Genomic DNA, 20,597 nt, shown 5'->3' on the forward strand with positions numbered 1-20,597 from the left:
AAGAATAGGAGATTTTGTCACTTTCATCAATTAATTAAGCTTAAGACTTAAATCCAACCGCGGAAACGTGAAGCCTCTGCCATTTTTCTTACCCCTACCATATAGGCAGCCAAGCGCATATCAACACGTCTTGTTTGTGCAGTGTCATAAATATTATTGAACGCTTTAATCAAGATTTTTTCTAGTTTCTCTTCTACTTCTTCTTCGCCCCAGTAGTACCCTTGGTTATTCTGAACCCATTCAAAATAAGAAACGGTAACTCCACCGGAAGAAGCAAGTACGTCTGGTACAAGTAGGATGCCGCGGTCAGTTAAGATTTGTGTAGCTTCCATCGTTGTCGGACCATTAGCTGCCTCGACAACAATCTTCGCCTGTATATTGTGAGCATTATCTTCTGTTATTTGGTTTTCAATAGCTGCTGGCACAAGAATATCACATTCAAGTTCTAACAACTCTTTATTTGTAATCGTATTCTTAAATAACTTGGTAACCGTTCCAAAACTATCACGGCGATCAAGTAAATAATCAATATCCAGTCCATCCGGATCATAAAGGGCACCATAAGCATCAGAAATCCCTACGACCTTCGCACCTGCATCATGCATAAATTTCGCAAGATAGCTTCCAGCATTACCGAATCCTTGAACAACGACGCGCGCACCTTTTACATCGATGCCTTTTTTCTTAGCTGCTTCATGAATAACAATTGTAACCCCTTTCGCCGTAGCTGAATCACGACCATGTGAACCACCTAAAACAAGCGGTTTACCCGTAATGAAACCAGGGGAGTTGAATTCATCCATTCGGCTATATTCATCCATCATCCAAGCCATGATTTGTGAGTTGGTAAATACATCCGGAGCAGGGATATCCTTCGTTGGTCCAACGATTTGACTAATCGCACGCACATAACCGCGGCTTAATCTTTCTAGCTCACGGAACGACATATTACGAGGGTCACAAACGATTCCGCCTTTTCCTCCTCCATATGGTAAATCAACAATTCCACATTTTAAGCTCATCCAAATAGATAATGCCTTCACTTCTTTTTCAGTCACATCTGGATGAAAACGAATTCCACCCTTAGTAGGACCTACCGCATCATTATGTTGAGCACGATATCCAGTGAATATTTTTACTGATCCATCATCCATTCTTACTGGAATCTTCACTGTTAACAAACGCAATGGTTCTTTAAGCAGCTCATAAACTTCCTCAGGATAACCAAGCTTGTCCAATGCTTTATGTATTACAGTCTGAGTAGACTTCAGCACATCATATTCTTGTTCTTGGTTAGTATGGTCAGTACCTTTCTCGGCTACCATCTGTATACCTCCTAGAATCTTCAGTAATTACTTTGAGTCATCTTTCATACAAAACCTAAAATGGCTTTAAAACGCCTCTAGTTACAATGAAGGATAGATCATTAAGCACGCTACACTCGCTAAAATCACAATGGTGGCGGTGCAAAGCCGGAATATCGAATGCTTTCTCGTTAATAAATATAAGTATACCGTTAAATGGATTAGCTATATGAGTAAGTCGCGAAGCCCTGTCCTCGTGTCCTTCATTCAAAAGTATACACCTTTGTATCACTTCTGCAAAGCATTAAAATTGGAAAAAGTAGAATAATCACAAACTTCTTGAAAGCGGCATCATTCATCTTACTCTATCCTACGTAACAAAACAGTTAGACCTTGGATTTACAAAGTAGGAAAGAGCAATTGAACGTTGTTTTTCTTGCCATTGCTCTTCACCTTTCCATATCATAATTATTTAGAAAAATACTTCGTAAGTATGAAATGAGCGTTTTCAGGTATAATACAATTTCCATATTCCTTTAATCTAGATATAGTCAACGTAGACGCATACCCATATTCAGCAGAAAGCGAAATAATCGTATCATACGACTCTTCCGGCACCTTTTCAATCAGAAAATAATATTGACTCTCAAATTCATAAAGGGTTATGCAAACATTCATTTGTTTTACACAATGCGCGAGTTGAATAACTGCTTCAATATCTGCAAACGTATAAAGTATATAAGGATGTTCACCAATCCGAACATCTAAATCCAGGTATTCATCTTCATCAGTCAACATGTCTTCCTCGCTCTTAGAAACAACAATAATTACCCCTTGTGCCTGTAAGGAAAAAATCTCAACCGCAATTGATCCGCTCATTTTAAAGTTCATTTCCTCACATGCTTCTTCCACCATTTCCTGAAAAAGTTTGTGAATCTTGAGTGAATTAGCTTTAATATCTTCTATGGTTATTCCTCGATCAAACAAGTCATCGAATGTTAAAAATATTTTAATCTTGTTATTCGTCAGTCGCTCAAGCTTCATAAAAAAATGCCCCCTGAATAACCATTTTCATACATCATATGAAAACGATTTTTCACGGTGCATATCCATTTTCGCTTCTAATTAACTCTTCATTCTCACCATCGATTCCGACAATTATATCAGGGTCTGTATGTTTCACTTTTTCCCTCAACTTAAAGATGTCTGTTATATGTTCAGACAATACAAAAGATCATTATACTAAATCTGGTTTAACATTTTCTAATAGTAGCATTAAATCCTCTCAATCAACATTTAAAATAAGGTAATTCAAAGAATAAAAACTCGTAAATTGACATTTGTCCAAGCTACAGTTCAATGATTTTTGATTTATATTCCGTGTCCTTTCCATTTTGAAGCGTCAGTAAATGGGTCTCTGGTTTTGCCCCCAGCCGTAATGGTATCGTACTTGTTCCATACCCATTACTCGTTAAAAAAAGCGATTTTTCAGTTTTAGTTATTCCTCCATGCTCATATGGTCCGATTCCAAAAATCCTAATTTGTCCGCCATGAGTATGACCGGATAAAACAAGATGAATATTATGGCTTCTTTTTACCTTATTGACAATAAGTGGGTTGTGGCTAATTAAAATTCTAAAATCAGTCTCTGCAGCATCTTTACGAGCTAAATCATACCTCGCCTTTTTTTCACTTATATCCTCGATACCAATTAACGTAATCTTTTGATTTTCTGATACTGTAAGCCTCGTCGATTTATTATTAAGGACTGTCACATTTTGCCTCTCGAGTATATTCAATAATTCTTGCTCATTTTGTTCATAATCATTATTTCCCCATACGAAATAGACGGGGCCTATTTCTTTTAGTTTTTTAATATTCGCAGTCACCCGATTCCACGGAACTCCGCCTTCTCTTAAATCACCACCAATGATGACGATATCCGCTTTATTATGGACATAATCGATTAGCTTAGATGATACCTTTCGCCTATGTATGTCAGATATAAAAAATAAAGAAATAGGATGTGCTGATTCCGAAAAATCTTCAAAGTTCAAGGATTGCACTAAAACTCTATTTAAAAATGCCATTCGCCACATATAACCGATCAGGACTATAATTATGACGAGACCTATAATTATTCCGTTTTGAATCATCTATTGACAGCCTTCCTTCTCATCACTTACCATTTGATTTTAAATAAAAATTGTATGGGATAAAACGCCACCATTTTCCATGAAGGATCAATCATGTAACACGTTGCACTCGCCTAATCTCAATGACGGCTGTGCGGAACCGGAATTTCGGACGCTTTCTTGATTACCTAAGTATACTTGCTAAGTAGATTGACTATATGAATAAGTCGCGAAGACTAAGTCCCCATGTCCTTCATACAAAAATAGGCTGACCCAAAGTCAAAGAGTCATGCCCCTGATGAAACAATTTACATGTCATGTTGGAAAAGCACGTTTATTATAGCTCTATTTACTTTCATGATACAGATTTATATCATAATTTTTCTTCATCATTTCAAACACCTTGTGCCGATTTTCCCATTTCATCTCAGGTTTCCACAGCTCTTTGCTTTTATGAATGATTTCTTTTCTCATTGTATGGTATTCCAGCTCTGCTTTATCAGCCTTTTTCTTCATGATACCCATGTAGCCATACAAGCCCACTGTCATTAGTAAAAATAGCATATGCGTAAACTGATCAACAAACGCAGAAAACATCGTGAAAAAAGAATAAGAATAGGGAATAATTATAGCAGTATATAGGTAGGCAAACAATGAGCCTGCGGAAATAATTGTTGCCCACACCGTCATGATATGCTTTTTTTTCAATGCCTCAAATTTTCTTTTTCGCTCTACTACATGCTGCAACATTTGTTTCGTCGCCTGATCAGTATTATCGTCCAATAATAGGATGGCTGACTCCATTTACTTCCCCCCCAATGCGTCTACACCATCACTATATGTGCATGTCCCAAAACTATGACTGAAAACTCTTATTCATTTTCCTTTAAAGGGATTTTTAAAACTTGACCTACCTGTATTTCATCTCCATTTAAATGATTCCATTCTTTAATCTGTTCGATACCAGCAGCAGATTTATAATAGTTCGTTGCAATAATAAACAAACTTTCATTTGGCGAAACGGTATGGTAAACAATTTGATACCCATCTTTCGTGTCCTTTTTTTTGTCTTTCTTCTCTTTCGTTTCTGAAACAGATACTAAAGATTTCTCCACAGGTTGTTCAATTTCTTCAGGTAGGTTAGAAACAACAGGGGTTGCTTCCTTATCATTCGTTTTTTCTTGCTCTGAACCTATCGTTTCGTTTGATTCTACATCGTTTATGCGCTTTGTAACTTCTACTGTTTCAAATCCACTTGTTTTCCTTTGCTGAGTTAATGAAATTGGCTTTTGTTTTTCTAAGTATGGTAATAAAAAATATATCGCAATGGGCATAGCAATAAAGAAAGCAGCTAATATCTTAATTAATGGAAACTTATTCTTCCGCTTTTTTTTCTTTTTCGCTCGAAGTTCGCTCCTGGTTGGTAAAGGTTTCGCGTTTTTTCTTACATTATTTTTTTGAAACTCATTTGGTGTATTATCGGGATGCATCATTCTTCCCTCTTTCTATCAAGGTTCTTTCCTTTTGTCATTTTAATTATTAGCCCTAAAATGAAATCAATCGTGAAATGCATACTAATCGTCACATATAAATTACCTGTCATTTCAAAAATGAAACCAATAAAAAAGCTTAATAAAATAATATTGACGAATAAAAATGGATGAAACAAATAGCGATAATGAACAAAGGCAAAGAGAACACTTGTCCATATTAATCCAATATGGGTTTGTAAAACGCCTCTGAACAGAACTTCCTCACTTATTGCAACCGATAATGCGACCACGGCAATCATCGGATATGACAAACTCGTGAAGATTCTTTCATTGATTCCTCCATCATTGTGATACGCTTCTGGCAAGAGTTTCATCATCACTAAATCGAGCAACACAACAGTGATTCCTGCACTAACTCCAATATAAATTATTTTCCATTCCATTCGAAAAATTTTCGTGAATGATGAAAAGTAATCAAATAGAATGAACCCAAGTATAGCAGAAATAACCAAAAGCAGAATCTGTGTTAAAAATAATTGCTTATGTAGCTCTTGATTGGAAAGCCGTCCAATGAGCTCAGCTTGTTTGTTCTTCATTGGTTTTTGCTTCTCCTATCAAAATGGCAGCCAATTCCTGCTTCCATGTTTTTTTCAACTCTTTAACTATTAGGTCATTATATGGTAAGGATGCTAAAAGCTCATCTGTCACCACTTTGCAACGGTCACAGCAAGTTTGGTTTTTTTCTGTCAGCGCCACATCAAAGTAAGACAGAATATTTACCCGTCTGCAGCCAGAAACGGAAACCCAACGAAAGAAACGCTCAAGTTTGTTTTGATTTTCAATCCTTCTCTCATTAGCAATTTTCTTTAACTTCTTAGTTATCATAAACGGATCTTCATGTTCAAATTCTTTTACAAAATGCGTAATCCATCTCCACTGCACATCTGTCAATGCATGCATTTCTTTTAATTCTATTTCTTTCCTTGGTTCAATATTCCAAATATCTACTTTAAGTTTATGAAGAGAGGCACAAGTCTCTTCAATTTGATAAAGTGTAGGCAACTGCTGCTCTGCTAGATGGAGTGGTAAACCTTCATCACCGTCACAATACAATAGAATGGCTGCACTTTGCTTCCCGTCACGGCCTGCTCTGCCTATTTCCTGTAAATAAGCTTCCATCCCTCCTGGCAAATGAAAATGAATAACGACTCTTACATTATTTTTATTCACACCCATACCAAATGCAGAAGTCGCACAAATGATACGTAATTGTCCATGAAGAAACTGCTGTTGAATCAACATCCTTTGCTCTTGTTCCATCCCTCCGTGGTAATAATCAATATCCTTAACACCATTTTCTTGTAAAAAGTTCGTAACAGATTCTGCCGCTTTCTTACTTGAAAAATAAATAATTCCCGATCCATCAAAGCTGTTTACTAATTCCTTGAGCCTTGCAAGCTTTTGGGCATACGAAGAGAGCTCCTCAACAATATAAGCAATATTACTGCGATCCACAGAAGTAATGACTTCCTTTGGTTTTTTGAGTTTCAGCTTCTCTTTAATATCTGCTTGAACCATTTTTGTAGCAGTTGCCGTCAATGCCAACGTAAGAGGATTGTTCAATTTACTCCTTACATCTCCTAAGTTCAAGTAATCCGTTCTGAAATCATACCCCCATTGTGAAATACAATGCGCTTCATCAATAACGAACAATCCAATTTCAAGTTTCTGCAATCGTTCGATAATACGAGGAACGGCAAGCATTTCTGGCGATAAGTAAATAAAGCGATACGAGTCTAAACGCTCAATCGCTTCCCTTTTTTGAACCGATGTCAAAAATGAATTCAGTGTAATTACACTTTTTTCGCCTCGCATTTTTAGCTGCTCCGCTTGGTCCTGCATAAGAGACAGTAAAGGTGATACAATTATAACTGCTTTATTTAATACATAGGCTGGAAGCTGATAGCATAATGATTTCCCAGAACCAGTCGGTAACATTGCCAAAGTATGATTGCCCTCAAGTAGAGATTCGATGACTTCTTTTTGACCTGGACGAAACGTATTATAACCGAATTGTTTGACTAAAATTTCTTCTATATTCACTTATCATCACCTGCTTTTGCCAGGACAAGGCGGATTTGAAAATAGCTGATTTCATCATTGTCCACGATTTCTTTAACAGCACGTAATTGTTTCGTTCGGCTCGTTTTAGCAGCTATTCTTATTGCTTCTTCAATTTTTGGAGACATAAAGCGCGAAATATTAAACCGTGGATCAGAGTAGGCGAGCTCCACAATATGATCTTCAATTGTACTTCGCTTTAATCTTCGAATAAAGGCAATCTCTTCTAACGATTTCCCAGCATATAAATACTTTAAAGTCCTTTGCGTCGAGTTAGTTAACTGAGTGTGCGAATTGCCTTGAACATCTTTAATAATGCTGTATAAATAAGGATACTGCACTGATGAGTCATCTATTTGCTGTAACATAAAATGAATCGTTCCGAGAAATAAGTACCGCATATACCACTCGTCATCATGTAATTCTTTGGCAATTTGCGAATAAGTTCTTCCTATACGATGAATACCTGTTAATCTTTTTACAAAAACGTCTCGTTCCTTTTCCGGTCTTTTTTCCAGAAGAGTAGATAATTCGTCAAATAAATGACGCCCAATTTCCACTCTACTTTGCCGATTTTGGGCTAAATACCGTTTGACCCATGTTTGTGTTTGGAAATTCCTTTGAATCGGATAGAAACGATTTTGCTTGTGAATAATATGTGATATAGTTTGAATCAAGAGGCTTAATCTGCTCCAATACGATTGGGTACGATTTTGAAATCTGAATCCATTCAACGTTTCTGGGAATGGATACTTTTTCAGATGCTGTTGCAGTAGTTCTTGACTGTTCGAGGTTAACAGATAATAGCCATTTTGAGGTAAAGCAATAAGTAGCCCTGATTGAAGCAGATTATCCACAGTTATTTCAAGCTGTCTTCTCGAAATATCAGGTAATGTACCTAACAGATTCGTCAGTCCAAACAGATGAATATCTTGAATCGTTTGAGACGATTTTTTCCCCTTTAGCATATGTAAAATAGCATAAACGGAGCGTTCTCCATTAAATATACGAATACAATATAGGACGATCATTTCAAAGTAATTTTGCATTTTTTACATTCACAACCTTGTTATAATCTCTACCTTCTATCATTGTACCAAAACATTGAAGTCTATTGGTTATGAAACCTGATTGATTTAAAAAAACTGGCCGTTTTTTTAATATCAACATTAAATTTGTCACAAAATCATATCGTTTCGTGTGACAAATCCTGATACAAAAAGTGTTTTCATTACATTTATATTGAAAATTTCTACATTCAGTTTTACAATAAGGAAGTATGCAAAGGCATGAACCAATTTAAAAGCAGAAAAGTGCGGATTTACCGGGAGGAGTTTTGTAATGGCTAAATATACAATCGTTGACAAGGATACATGCATCGCTTGTGGTGCTTGTGGAGCTGCAGCGCCTGACATTTATGATTATGATGATGAAGGCATCGCCTTCGTAATACTAGATGATAATGAAGGAACTGTTGAAGTTCCTGATGTTCTTTTAGATGATATGATGGATGCTTTCGAAGGCTGTCCAACAGATTCCATCAAAATTGCGGATGAATCATTTGATGGAGACGCTACTAAATTTGAGTAAGTACAAATAAAAGCGAACAACTTTGAAAAACTCCACCTTACATATGTAAGGTGGAGTTTTTCAAAGTAAATATTAATCAATTTTGTTAATAAAAAAGAGGTTGCCGCAATAGGTCAGACCCTGTTGTGACATCCTCTTATCATCTATTCGCTTCAAGCATTATGAGATAATGCTTGTTTATCAATCCAAGTTTTCATTCTAATATAAATCAGCGTAAATACGATTGTAATCAATCCACCCTTCAAAATGTTGAATGGAAGGATTGCAGTCGTAACAAATTGTCTTGTTTCCTGAGATGACATGGTATCCCAGTTCATAAATAGCGTATACGCTGGAAGAATCACATAATAATTTAGCACACTCATTAATAAAGACATGATAATCGTACCCGCAACTAAAGCAATTGTCATTCCATGTTTTGAATTTAATACTTTAAAAATGTAATAGGTTGGCAAAACAAATAGAACTCCAGCTATAAAATTAGCAATATGCCCTACAGGCACACCCGTCGGACTTCCAATCATGACAAAATCCAATACATTTTTCAGCAATTCAACGATAATCCCTGCAACAGGACCGAAAATCAGCGCAGCTATTATGGCCGGAATATCACTGAAATCAATCTTTAAAAACGGTGGTAAACCAGGGAATGGAAAATTTAATACCATTAACACATAAGAAATACTCCCCAACATTGCCAAAATAACCAGTTTCTTTACATTGTACACCTTCATAGATCTCTCTCCTTCTTTTTTGTGATCTACCCCACGAAAAAGAGGATTGGTTCCATCAAAATTATTTGCGCCCATTCAAATACCCTTTAATTCATAGAACTAAAGGGAGCTTTAAAGGTATCGTCAAATAAACGTTCAATTCAAGTAAAATTGAACATTTCGAAAGAAACCTCCATCTTCTCCCATCCAGACTATACTGTCGGCTTTGGATTCTCACCAAATCAACCCGAAGGCTCGCGGGCTTTGAAGGTGTCCCTTCATCACCGCCGGTGGGGAATTACGCCCCGCCCCGAAGATAGACCTATTCGATTTTTTCCATTTCTGAAAACGTGTTCCAAGTAGTAGAATACAAGAAATATTATATGCGACCAGATTAGCCTCTGTTACCTATCTCTTAAGATGGAGAACGAACTGCTACTAATCTATTACACATACATTTTCAAATATCCATACCATCTTGATTGGTTTTAATTTATCATCGAATGAAAAAAAAAGCAAGGATTTAAATTTGCACTATGATCGAATGAGTGTTAAATGATGAAATCTTCCTCGTTTTTAACATGTGAAACTTTCTAAAATTGACACTTGTATATCCATCCTGTAAAATTAACTGAAATTTAAGTGAATTATTTTAGAGGGGGTGTTTTGTTTTGTATCAGATTTTAGTGGCAGACGCAATTAAACCAGAGGGACTAGGGCCATTATTAGTAGCACCTATGGTAAAGCTAATTGAAAAAACAGTAGAAGAAGCAAAAAATGAACTTCATGAAATAGATGCGATCCTCGTTAGAAGCGCAACGACTGTAACTGAAGAACTAATTTCGTCTATGCCAAATCTTAAAATCATTGCTCGTGCTGGAGTCGGAATCGATAATATCGATGTCCCTGCTGCTACTAAACGCGGAATCGTCGTTGTCAATGCACCAGACGGGAATACAATATCTACAGCTGAGCACACTTTTGCTATGATGGCTTCTCTAATGCGTCATATTCCTCAAGCTCATGCCTCACTTAAGAATGGGGAATGGAAACGATCTTCTTTTACAGGTACAGAGCTGTATGGGAAAAGTCTAGGGATTGTCGGAATGGGCAGAATCGGCAGTGAAATCGCGAAACGTGCAAAAGTTTTCGGTATGGATGTGCTCGTCTATGATCCATTCTTAACGACGGACCGGGCGAAGAAAATGGGGGTTACTCCGCTTGAGCTGGCAAAACTATTAACCTTGGCTGATATTATCACAGTGCATACCCCTCTTACACCAGAAACAAGAGGCCTAATAAATAAAGAAAATTTATTAACATGCAAAAAAGGTGTTTATCTATTAAATTGTGCTAGAGGCGGTATTATTAATGAAGATGATTTGTACGAATTGATTGTCATGGGACATATTGCTGGTGCTGCCATTGATGTTTTTGCAGAAGAACCACCATTGGGACATAAGTTACTCGAACTTGATTCAGTTATTGCAACGCCTCATCTTGGGGCATCGACCAAAGAAGCCCAATTAAATGTAGCGACTCAAGTTGCCCAGGAAGTCCTATCTTTCCTTACTGGCAAACCTGTCACGAATTCGATCAATCTTCCGGCGATATCCAAAGAAGTGTTTGCTAAGGTTCAACCTTTTTATGAACTAGTAAAACAGATGGGATCGATTATCAGTCAAAGTATGCCTGAAGGAATTCATGAAATCTCGGTGAATTATGCAGGTGAAGCTTTGGATTTTGATACAAGTATTTTAACAAAAAGCTTGCTATCTGGGTTCTTCAAGTCCAGATTAGATGTGCCCGTCAATGAAGTCAATGCTCTTTTGATTGCTAAAGAACGCGGTCTGACAATTGGCGAAAAGATTTCCCATGATACGTTTGGGTATAGTAACTTAATTACCGTTACAGCCAAGGGAGATAACAAACAACTCGGCATTAGTGGAACATATGTGGAAAACTATGGTTCACGCATTGTTCGTTTGAATGATTTCACAATAGATTTCCATCCCGAAGGAAATCTATTATATGTACAGCATATGGATCGCCCCGGGGTCATTGGCCGTGTTGGTAAAATAATCGGTGACCATGGTGAGAACATTGCGACCATGCAAGTCGGTCGTAAACAAGCTGGTGGGGAAGCCATCATGGTTCTCTCTTTTGATAATCCATTAAGTGATGACATGCAAGAGAAACTAAAACAACTTGAAGATATTACATTCTTATATCGAATCACGTTATAATAAAGTAACTAAATATCGCCTAATGAACAAAGAGGCTGTCCCATAACAAAATGGTCAGAACCCACATTTACTATATATCGTTTACATGACAGATTAAACAGTGTATAGAGTATGAGGTCTGACCATTTTGAGATTTCCTCTTTTGCCAATTCATGAATCATATCGTGTCGTTACTTATCGTCAGAAACACAAAATTCACATGAAGTATCCGTATTTATCTTTCACATTTTCGTTAAGATTTCTTGTAATGAATCCTTCGTCTACTTCATGCTTACCTTTCCCACCAATAAACATCAAACTGATACAAATTCCAAAAATCAATACAATCAATAAACGTTTTCCATAATCTAGCATATCTATCCCCTCACATAAATTTCATCAACTCTCTATTTGTATGAGAAATGATTGATATGTAGACCACTTCGTTCATTTTTTATTCCGGATAACAGGCTGTAATCCCCCACCTTCGCTTCTTCAATTCCTCTAAGCCTTAAATTAAAGGGTTCCTGCCCGTTAATGCGGGTTAAAATTATGATGAGGATTCATGCTGTTTTCATAGACAAATAGAGGATAGCATGAACCGCCTCCTCTAATGCCTTACTCGTTTGTATAGCAGTGGACCGTATAACTTAAAAACTGTTACCCATTACATCGAATAGTAAACTAGATTTCTTATGAACATCTACTATTATGTTGCTCCGATCCGCCACCTAATTGAAGTCAGTTTCTCTGTTTGCAATCAATCTACCTTAATCCTAGGCAAAGGTGTTTTAACGCCATGAAAGTTTCTTATGAAACAAGATTTTCCGGCAAGCTTTTCGTGTTTTATTCATTTTCTTTCATTTTTCGAGGCAAACTAAAAGTAAAAGTGGTTCCAACTCCAATCAAGCTATTCACCGATATTTTCCCATCATGTGCATTGATAATATTTTTAGCGATAGAAAGCCCCAGACCTGTACCTGAACTCCCTCTAGTTCTTGCTTTGTCTGCTTTATAAAAGCGTTCGAACACAAAGGCTAAATCCTCTTTTGGAATTCCAGAACCTGAATCTTTCACTTCTATCATCAATCCATGGCGTTCATCTAGTCGTTGAATGATTTCAACTCTTCCACCAATCGGCGTATGACGAATCGCATTATCAATTAAATTCGTCAATACCTGTTCAATCCGGTCAGGATCGAACGTCCATTCAAGATTTAGATTTCTCAATGAAGTTATCAAAATAATTTCTTTTTCCTTAGCAAGTCCCGTAAATTTATAGGCGATTCTTTCTAAGTAATCTTCCATTTGGATCCAATCACAACAAAGTTGCATATTTTCCGATTCTAATCTGGCTAAATCAAGCAAGTCGTTAACGAGCCGTCCCATTCTGAGCGATTCATCATAAATAACCTTTGCCATTTCCTTTTTGTCTTCTTCATTTTCAGCAATATCATCAATGATTGCTTCACTATACCCTTGAAGCATACTAATCGGTGTTCGCAATTCGTGGGAGACATTCGCAATGAAGTCAGTACGGAGTTTATCCATTTTTCTTTCATCCGTCATATCACGGATAATCGCAACTGCACCTCGGATGCTCTCACTTCCATATAAAGGACTGACGATCAACACCCAATCATGACCTTGCAAAGAAATTTCACCAACTTGTTCTTTGTCAAGTAGCTCCGAGCGATCAAATAAATTCATGAGTACAGACGGAACCATTCCATTATTCTCAAGTTTTTCGAAAATCCAGCTATGCAAAAAACGCTCTGCAGGCGGGTTTGTTTGCAAAATGGTTCCATCTCTATTAAACGTAATGACTCCATCTGCCATACTTCTTAAAATGCTAGCTAGATGCTCTTTTTCTTGGTTTAAGGCACTCATGTTATTCTTCAACTGTTTGCCCATTTGGTTAAAAGCAATCGCCAATTCACCAATCTCATCATCTGTTACAATTGGTACTTTTGTATCAAATTTCCCCTTAGCCACTTCAAATGCTACTTCCCGCATTTTCGTTAATGGAGCATTGATCCTCGTTGATAAAAAGAACGCAAAGATTGTTGTGAGGATAATTGCGACTCCAGCTGCAAGCAAAATGAACTTTGTAGTAGATGTAATGGCTTCTTCCATTGTTTCTAACGATTGAAAGAGAAAGACTTCATCTTGTTGACCATTTAAATCAAGCGGAACCCCAACAACAATGGCTGAAATCTTTTGATTACCAACTTTCAGTGGGAGCAGCAGTTCTTTCTTCACCATTTCCCTTTTTGTGAAAACCTTGATTAGATTAGGGTCATTTTTTAGAAATTCTGGATTAACACCGTATTTCTCCATTGCTTCTGAGCTAAAAATAATGTTCTCATCATTCAAAACGAGCATTTTGGTTTCTATACCGATCATTTCCGATGCAATCTGTAAAACTTCATCTGTATCAGCATGGGTATTGGTTATCTCGACAATACGTTTTGCAGTCTTCATTAAATTATTTTCAACTTCATCAATTTGAAAATTCCCAAAAAACTCGACGAGTAAAATCGTTAAAATGATTAAAACGAGGGATACCAATAATAAAATGGTCGCCCATAACTTGCCAACTACACTTCTCCATAGCTTCATTCTTGTATAACTTCGAACTTATACCCAACACCCCATACGGTTGTTATCATCTTAGCTGCATTTTCCGATATGCGATTCAACTTTTCACGCAGTCGTTTTACATGGGTATCTACAGTTCGAAGGTCTCCAAAAAATTCATAATGCCACACTTCTTTTAGTAATTGCTCACGATCAAACACTTTGTCGGGAGACTTGGCCAAGAAATATAATAATTCATATTCTTTTGGAGTCAATGATACTTCTACCCCATCAGCGGTTACACGATGTGCATCATGATCAATTGTTAAATGAGGAAAAACAATAACATCCTTCGTAGCAGTATCAGGTTGTACATATGTCGTACTTGAAGCGGTACGGCGCAACAATGCTTTTATCCGTAGAACAACTTCTCTAGGGCTAAATGGCTTCACAATATAGTCGTCTGTCCCTACTTCAAAGCCCTGCACTCGATTAACCTCTTCTCCTTTTGCCGTAAGCATGATAATAGGTGTCGCTTTTTTTTCTCTTAATTCTCGGCACACTTCGATTCCATCTTTACCAGGCATCATAATATCTAGAAGAATTAAATCATAATCAATTGCGATTGCCTTCGTGAGCGCAATATCCCCATTTTCCGCCTCATCAATTTCATAGTTTTCCCTTTCAAGATACATTCGTAATAAGCGACGAATTCTATCTTCATCATCTACAACTAAAATTTTAATCGGATTTCCCATGTATGTTTGCACCCTTTCTTACCTCTATTCTACAAAATGAAAGCGGGCATTTCTATTCTCTTTCTGCTTTTGTACGAATGAATATTGTGTTTGTCACAAATCTTTCACTTATTCAGGCTTTCATGTCCTATTCTACTACGAGTACAACAATCTTTTTTTAATACTATTAAAAAGAGATTATTGGCCTATTTGTATCAAATCAAAGTTTCGCAGGTCTTTTAGTAAAGCCTATAATAAAGTAAACCTTTCATAGTTAGATTAGGTTGCTTATCCCTTACCTATTTTTTCTTGATTCCCGTAAAAAAATTGAAGTAGGATATTAGCGGGTTAACAGGTTTTCCGCACCAACCTAGCCTATCATATAAAAAAGAGGCGATCCTTTCTGATGAATGGAAGCGCCTCTTGATTTAGTTATGCATATGAATGAAGTCCAGCTAAAATCAAGTTCACGACGATTAGATTAAACATAATGATGGCAAAACCTACTACCGCAAGCCATGCTGATTTTTCTCCATGCCAGCCCTTTGAAAGGCGTAAGTGAAGAAACGCTGCATAAAACAGCCAGGTAATTAAAGCCCATACTTCTTTAGGATCCCATCCCCAGAAACGTGTCCAGGCAATTTGTGCCCAAATCATCGCAAAAATTAAAGCGCCAAGAGTGAAAATGGGAAAGCCGATTAATATCGATCGATAGCTGATTTCATCGACTAAATCTAAGTTTACGTTCTTAACCAACGGCTTGAAAATGGCCGCCACCCTTTTACGAAAAATCAAGCGAATTAAACCGTATAAAATTATTCCAGAAAAAAGCGACCACACAACAGTATTTGCTTTATTTGCGTCGATAATCGCCGGCATTTTTACGAATGGTTCCAGTTTCCCTTCTGTCATTAATACCCCTTCATGAGGGCCAATCAACGCAGGCAAATGATATTCAAACACATCTTCTTTATCATATTTATTCGTCCATGTGAAGTTTGCTTTATAATCCATTGCAGAAAAAGTCGATGTGATGATGATAAAACCTAGTGTTGCTACCATTGTGAACATGATTACTTCAAGCCAAGCGGTCTTCTTGCTCCTTTGCGTTTGATCAACAGATTTTACAAGATACAATATAGCAGCAACAAAGCTAATAGCTAGTACTGCCTGTCCAGTCGCCGCCGTCGTTACATGAATATGCAACCAATCACTCTGAAGTGCCGGAATGAGTGGTGCTATTTCCCGAGGGAACATACTTGCATAAGCAATGATAAGAAGGGCGATCGGTAAAGCGAATAGTCCTAACGCAGGTGTTCTGTAGATAAAATAAATCAAAATAAATGCAGCAATAAGCATCATGCCAAAAAAGGTTGTAAATTCAAATAAATTACTTACCGGAGCATGTCCACTTGCTATCCATCTTGTAATAAAATAGCCAAGTTGTGACACAAACCCCAATACCGTTAAACAAATGGCAATCATCGCCCATTTATTTTGTTGTTTTTCTAATGCTCCTTTTTTTTCCTTTATAGCGCCACCAAAGAAAAATGTACCGACTAAATAAAGGACAAAAGAAGCATATAACAAGTTAGCGCTTAATTCTGCCACGTATACCCCACCTTATTTCTCTTTTTCTCCAACATGTTTGGCTTCCAACTGATCTTCTGGCTCGTTTAGATTCGTGCCTTCAAGAATCATAGATATATCGCGTTTTAATCCATGCCAGTTTTTGTTTGTATGTCCTGCCAGCCAAATTTCCCCGTCTTTTCTTTGAATCCAAATACGTCGATGATTCCAATAAGCACCTTGAATAACACCGATCATGAATATGCCACCGCCAACGAAGAAGATCCATAGAGTTAGATCCTTTCTGACAGTAAGCGCTGTAACATTTCGTGTATCAACTCCCGCAAAAGCCATCTTATATGTATTTTCTCCTAGTGGCTCAAGCGTTTGTTGAATAGCAACAAAACTGACTTCACCTTTTGGTTTATCTGGTGTCTTCATGTTAAATATGAAAGCTGGATTGTTTGGAATTCTTGATTTAGTAACAGGTTCCTGATTTTCATCAAATTCAAAATCAGGAAAATAGCTCATTAACTCAACTGAATAGCCATCCTTCAACTCATACATAGTTTTGGGGTCGTCCAACGAAATAGTCATCGTTCCAAACATTTCTTTCGTGCTTTTATTCATTAGATTAAATGACATTTCACTTAATTCATCAAGTTTATAATCGACTTGATAGAGTGCATAATGATCGTGTTTTAATGGAAAATTAACTTTGATCGCATGGTCTTTGATCTTTTTTAATGTTGCATCTTCCCCAGGAAGAGGATTGCCTTCTTTTTCATAAAGTGTTACATCAGCTTGATAATTTTTTACGATTGTTCCCACTTTATCAATGGCAGCATTGAATGTTTGGTCTTCCTCGTTTTCTTTATCGTACACTTCTACTTTGAATTGATTGTTTTTCAGGGCGTATTGCCCCTCCGTTCCGGGGATTTCTTTCGTTTCGCCTTCACGCAGCCAAAGTACCTCATCGACATACATTCCTGGTAAAAATCGAAGCATTCCACCAATCAAAAAGATGATGAGACCAGCATGGTTGACATATGGACCCCATCTAGAGAATCGTCCTTTTTCCGCGAGTAAGTTGCCGTTTTCTTCTTTGACTTTATATCTTCTAGATTCTAAACTTCTCTTGATTTCTTCAAAATCGCTGGCCTGTTTGTCTGTATTCGTTATCCCAAAGATTCGCTGCTTCTTTAAAAAACCTTCATGCCTCGCGGTTTTCTGTTTTTTCAGTGATCGATAAAGAGGAACAACGCGGTCAATACTTGCAATCAGAAGAGAAGTCCCAAGCATCGCGATACAAATTAAATACCACCACGAACTGTATAAGTTATGAAATCCTAATAAATAGTACAACTTGCCTAAATAGCCGTACTCTGCTTCGTAAAAAACTTCAGGTAATTCTGTGGGAGGTATGTATTGTTCTTGAGGAAAAATCGTTCCCACAGATGATGCGATGAGTAAGATCACGATCAAACTGACGCCTACCTTTACAGAAGAAAAGAAATTCCAAATCTTATCAATCATCGATTTATTATAGGTTTGTGATCGACGTGCGCTCCCCTCATAACGCATATCAATCATCTTTGAGTTTTTTTGTGTTTCGTCTAGTACCCGACCGCAAGATTCACACAAAATAGTGCCATGCGGATTCACATGGCCACACTCACATTTCACCACTTCTTTCATGTCAAAAACTCCCCAATGTTATGGTTTAATTCTCTCCATATGTTTTTGAATGCTCTCTTCACTTAAACTGCCAGTTAATGTGTCCACAATTCTTCCATCTCTATCTATTAAAAAGGTAACAGGCAGCGGATCTACTTTATAAGCCGTTTGCACTTGATTGTTGTTATCAATCATAATAGGAAATGTTAATTGATGCTTCTCAGCAAATTTTTTGACAGAATAATCGGATTCTCCAACGTTAACTGCAAGAATTTGCACACCTTGATCTTTATATTTCTGATATTGGTTATCCATAAACGGCATTTCATATTCACACGGCTTACACCATGTACCCCAAAAATTCAAGAACACTCCCTGCCCCTTATAATCAGAAAGCTTATGCCGATTCCCATCCATATCGGTTAACACAAAATCCCGAGCCATGTCACCCTTTTGAACGGCTGCTACTTTGTCTTTTGTAAAATTCGCATACAATGAAAAGACTAAAGCTGCACCTAAAAGAACAAGAATTGATGTTCTCATAATCAGCCGGCGCTGTTTTTTATCCATATCCATCCCCCTACACGCTTCTTACATCATTTCAATATTGTAAGTTAAATCCGTTGAAATTTAGACAAATTTAAAAGACTGTAATACCCCTATTTTAAGTTTTCTTTATTTTAGTCTGTTGCTTTTCCCATCAGTGGTTGCTAATGCTCTTAGTTGTTTCACTTCATGAGGCGTCAATTCACGGGCATCCCCTGTAGTAAGGCCCTGTAATGTTAAAAATCCATAACGCTCTCTTTTCAATTTCTGAACCGGATGACCGATTGCATCAAACATCCTTCTTACTTGACGGTTTCTTCCTTCATGGATCGTTATTTCAATGATTGAATTCTGTTTTTTCTTGTCACTGGAGAGAAACTTCACTTTCGCAGGTGCTGTTTTTCCATCTTCTAATACGATGCCTTTTTCGAGCTTCTTCAGACTTTCACGCAGTGGAATTCCTTTTACCTTTGCAACATATACTTTATCTACCTCATGCTTCGGATGCATTAAGACGTTAGCAAAGTCTCCATCATTCGTCATCAACAGCAAGCCGGATGTATCATAATCAAGGCGTCCCACAGGATAAATCCGCTCCTCAATTTCGTAAAAGTAATCTGTTACGACCTTTCTGTTCTTATCATCCGACACAGCAGAGATGACACCACGTGGTTTATAAAACAGGAAATAAACAGGTTTTTCTTTTTCAAGCGGGACACCATTTACCTCTACTTTATCATTCGGTCCTACTTTGATTCCTAATTCTTTCACGACTGTACCGTTTACTTTTACTCTTCCTTCTTGAATCCACTCTTCCGCTTTTCTTCTTGAGCTCATACCAGCATGTGCAATAACTTTTTGTAATCTCTCCATCTATCTTCCACCTCATCAAATGTTGTTTTAACATGTTTGTAGTAGTAACGTAATCATACAATTATTACACATTGTACCGAAAAAAAGAAGGTGAATGAAATTTTTTAAAGAAAAGAAATGATTTATCTTTAAAAATGAGCAGTTACCAACCAGCGTTATGTTTCAAACAAAGACGATTTTTTGACAGTTTTTTCATTAAAAACATCCATGAGCGTCTGCTCTAAAATCCAACGTTGAAAAAGGTTCAGGTGCTAAAAATTGTATCAACTTATGAAGGTGGCTTTGCTGTGCTGATTTTGCGAAGCCTCGCCCTTTTTCCACAGTAATATGGAGAAATATTCAATATGAGTTTACCACAGACATCTGGTGCTTAGCCAAAAAAAGGTGACGATATTCCGACAAATTGCCAAGATTTCGAAAACACTTTTATTTATTATGGTTTTACTAGTTTTTCAGAAAAAAAAGAGACGGAATCATCCATCCCCACCCAATCATTATTTACCTCCAAAAACAAGAGTCACTACTACGATTGCGGCAATAAGGCCGACTAAATCTGCCAGCAATCCAACTTTCAACGCATCACCCATTTTCTTAATCCCAACAGCACCAAAGTAAACCGTTAACACATACAACGTCGTATCCGTACTTCCTTGTATCGTTGCTGCAAGTCTGCCGATAAAAGAATCTGGTCCATAAACGGATATTAAATCGCTTGTCATCCCAAGGGCAGCCGTACCTGAAATTGGGCGGATGATGGCAAGTGGAACGATTTCAGCTGGAACATGGAGAAATTCAAGCAAAGGTCTCAGAAATTGAACAAAAAATTCAAGGGCCCCAGAAGCACGAAACACAGAAATAGCAACAAGCATACCAACTAAAAAAGGAATGATTGAAAAGGACATCTGGATTCCTTCTTTTCCTCCTTCTACAAACGTCTCATAGGTGGGAACTTTTTTAAACGTTCCATACAACAAGATGCCGCAAATTAAAAATGGAATCATCCAGATGGATATAACGGTCATCCAATGCATACA

Annotated in this window: 19 protein-coding genes and 1 riboswitch; of the genes, 2 read left to right on the forward strand and 17 right to left on the reverse strand. The window is 37.3% G+C overall.

What is annotated here, in order from left to right:
• Positions 1 to 47: 47 nt before the first annotated feature.
• The 8 genes from AC1MGI_RS17260 to AC1MGI_RS17295 form a co-directional block, all read right to left on the reverse strand.
• On the reverse strand, positions 48 to 1,325 hold the full coding sequence (locus AC1MGI_RS17260) for a Glu/Leu/Phe/Val family dehydrogenase (RefSeq protein ID WP_480346530.1): 1,278 nt from the start codon (positions 1,323 to 1,325) through the stop codon (positions 48 to 50).
• 447 nt (positions 1,326 to 1,772) lie between these two features.
• Complete coding sequence (locus AC1MGI_RS17265; RefSeq protein ID WP_480346532.1) at positions 1,773 to 2,348, reverse strand: adaptor protein MecA; 576 nt, start codon at positions 2,346 to 2,348, stop codon at positions 1,773 to 1,775.
• Positions 2,349 to 2,653: 305 nt separating this feature from the next.
• Entirely contained in the window at positions 2,654 to 3,460 is an 807-nt protein-coding gene (locus AC1MGI_RS17270; protein WP_480346533.1) for a metallophosphoesterase, read from the reverse strand.
• Positions 3,461 to 3,784: 324 nt separating this feature from the next.
• Complete coding sequence (locus AC1MGI_RS17275; protein WP_480346534.1) at positions 3,785 to 4,243, reverse strand: YpbF family protein; 459 nt, start codon at positions 4,241 to 4,243, stop codon at positions 3,785 to 3,787.
• Between the two features lie 68 nt (positions 4,244 to 4,311).
• Positions 4,312 to 4,932: a LysM peptidoglycan-binding domain-containing protein gene (locus AC1MGI_RS17280; RefSeq protein WP_480346536.1), complete on the reverse strand. Its 621-nt coding sequence runs from the start codon at positions 4,930 to 4,932 to the stop codon at positions 4,312 to 4,314.
• The gene (locus AC1MGI_RS17285) at positions 4,929 to 5,528 is read right to left on the reverse strand and encodes a CPBP family intramembrane glutamic endopeptidase (protein ID WP_480346537.1); all 600 of its coding nucleotides are present in this window, start codon (positions 5,526 to 5,528) and stop codon (positions 4,929 to 4,931) included. The genes AC1MGI_RS17280 and AC1MGI_RS17285 overlap by 4 nt, the downstream gene beginning before the upstream one ends.
• Positions 5,509 to 7,035 carry a RecQ family ATP-dependent DNA helicase gene (locus AC1MGI_RS17290; protein ID WP_480346539.1) on the reverse strand — a complete coding sequence of 509 codons (1,527 nt, stop codon included), beginning with the start codon at positions 7,033 to 7,035 and terminating at the stop codon, positions 5,509 to 5,511. The genes AC1MGI_RS17285 and AC1MGI_RS17290 overlap by 20 nt, the downstream gene beginning before the upstream one ends.
• Entirely contained in the window at positions 7,032 to 8,102 is a 1,071-nt protein-coding gene (locus tag AC1MGI_RS17295; protein WP_480346541.1) for a YpbB family protein, read from the reverse strand. The genes AC1MGI_RS17290 and AC1MGI_RS17295 overlap by 4 nt, the downstream gene beginning before the upstream one ends.
• Positions 8,103 to 8,394: 292 nt before the next feature.
• Here AC1MGI_RS17295 and AC1MGI_RS17300 point away from each other — a divergent pair, with 292 nt between their 5' ends.
• Positions 8,395 to 8,643 carry a ferredoxin gene (locus AC1MGI_RS17300; RefSeq protein ID WP_062178524.1) on the forward strand — a complete coding sequence of 83 codons (249 nt, stop codon included), beginning with the start codon at positions 8,395 to 8,397 and terminating at the stop codon, positions 8,641 to 8,643.
• A gap of 152 nt (positions 8,644 to 8,795) precedes the next feature.
• On the opposite strand, the gene AC1MGI_RS17305 is transcribed toward AC1MGI_RS17300, so the two are convergent.
• On the reverse strand, positions 8,796 to 9,377 hold the full coding sequence (locus tag AC1MGI_RS17305) for an ECF transporter S component (RefSeq protein WP_480346543.1): 582 nt from the start codon (positions 9,375 to 9,377) through the stop codon (positions 8,796 to 8,798).
• A gap of 170 nt (positions 9,378 to 9,547) precedes the next feature.
• Positions 9,548 to 9,678, reverse strand: a riboswitch (FMN riboswitch).
• A 349-nt stretch (positions 9,679 to 10,027) separates the two neighbouring features.
• On the opposite strand from AC1MGI_RS17305, the gene serA reads away from it, so the two are divergent.
• The gene (gene serA, locus AC1MGI_RS17310) at positions 10,028 to 11,602 is read left to right on the forward strand and encodes a phosphoglycerate dehydrogenase (RefSeq protein ID WP_480346545.1); all 1,575 of its coding nucleotides are present in this window, start codon (positions 10,028 to 10,030) and stop codon (positions 11,600 to 11,602) included.
• Positions 11,603 to 11,797: 195 nt separating this feature from the next.
• Here serA and AC1MGI_RS17315 read toward each other — a convergent pair whose 3' ends face one another.
• From AC1MGI_RS17315 to AC1MGI_RS17350, 8 genes are all read right to left on the reverse strand, one after another.
• Positions 11,798 to 11,956, reverse strand: a complete 159-nt coding sequence (locus AC1MGI_RS17315; protein ID WP_157279413.1) for a hypothetical protein — start codon at positions 11,954 to 11,956, stop codon at positions 11,798 to 11,800.
• Positions 11,957 to 12,427: 471 nt separating this feature from the next.
• Complete coding sequence (locus AC1MGI_RS17320) at positions 12,428 to 14,203, reverse strand: ATP-binding protein (RefSeq protein ID WP_480346547.1); 1,776 nt, start codon at positions 14,201 to 14,203, stop codon at positions 12,428 to 12,430.
• A complete protein-coding gene (locus AC1MGI_RS17325; protein WP_062178515.1) occupies positions 14,200 to 14,919 on the reverse strand; it encodes a response regulator in 720 nt (239 codons plus the stop codon). The genes AC1MGI_RS17320 and AC1MGI_RS17325 overlap by 4 nt, the downstream gene beginning before the upstream one ends.
• Positions 14,920 to 15,330: 411 nt before the next feature.
• Complete coding sequence (gene ccsB, locus AC1MGI_RS17330; RefSeq protein WP_480346549.1) at positions 15,331 to 16,509, reverse strand: c-type cytochrome biogenesis protein CcsB; 1,179 nt, start codon at positions 16,507 to 16,509, stop codon at positions 15,331 to 15,333.
• A gap of 12 nt (positions 16,510 to 16,521) precedes the next feature.
• Complete coding sequence (gene resB / locus AC1MGI_RS17335) at positions 16,522 to 18,165, reverse strand: cytochrome c biogenesis protein ResB (RefSeq protein WP_480346551.1); 1,644 nt, start codon at positions 18,163 to 18,165, stop codon at positions 16,522 to 16,524.
• Between the two features lie 18 nt (positions 18,166 to 18,183).
• Positions 18,184 to 18,714, reverse strand: coding sequence for a thiol-disulfide oxidoreductase ResA (resA, locus tag AC1MGI_RS17340; protein ID WP_480346553.1), 531 nt, complete (start codon positions 18,712 to 18,714; stop codon positions 18,184 to 18,186).
• 105 nt (positions 18,715 to 18,819) lie between these two features.
• Complete coding sequence (gene rluB, locus AC1MGI_RS17345) at positions 18,820 to 19,563, reverse strand: 23S rRNA pseudouridine(2605) synthase RluB (RefSeq protein WP_062178505.1); 744 nt, start codon at positions 19,561 to 19,563, stop codon at positions 18,820 to 18,822.
• Between the two features lie 494 nt (positions 19,564 to 20,057).
• Positions 20,058 to 20,594 carry a spore maturation protein gene (locus tag AC1MGI_RS17350; protein WP_062178502.1) on the reverse strand — a complete coding sequence of 179 codons (537 nt, stop codon included), beginning with the start codon at positions 20,592 to 20,594 and terminating at the stop codon, positions 20,058 to 20,060.
• Positions 20,595 to 20,597: the final 3 nt, after the last annotated feature.

Source organism: Peribacillus sp. BM1, assembly GCF_056679975.1.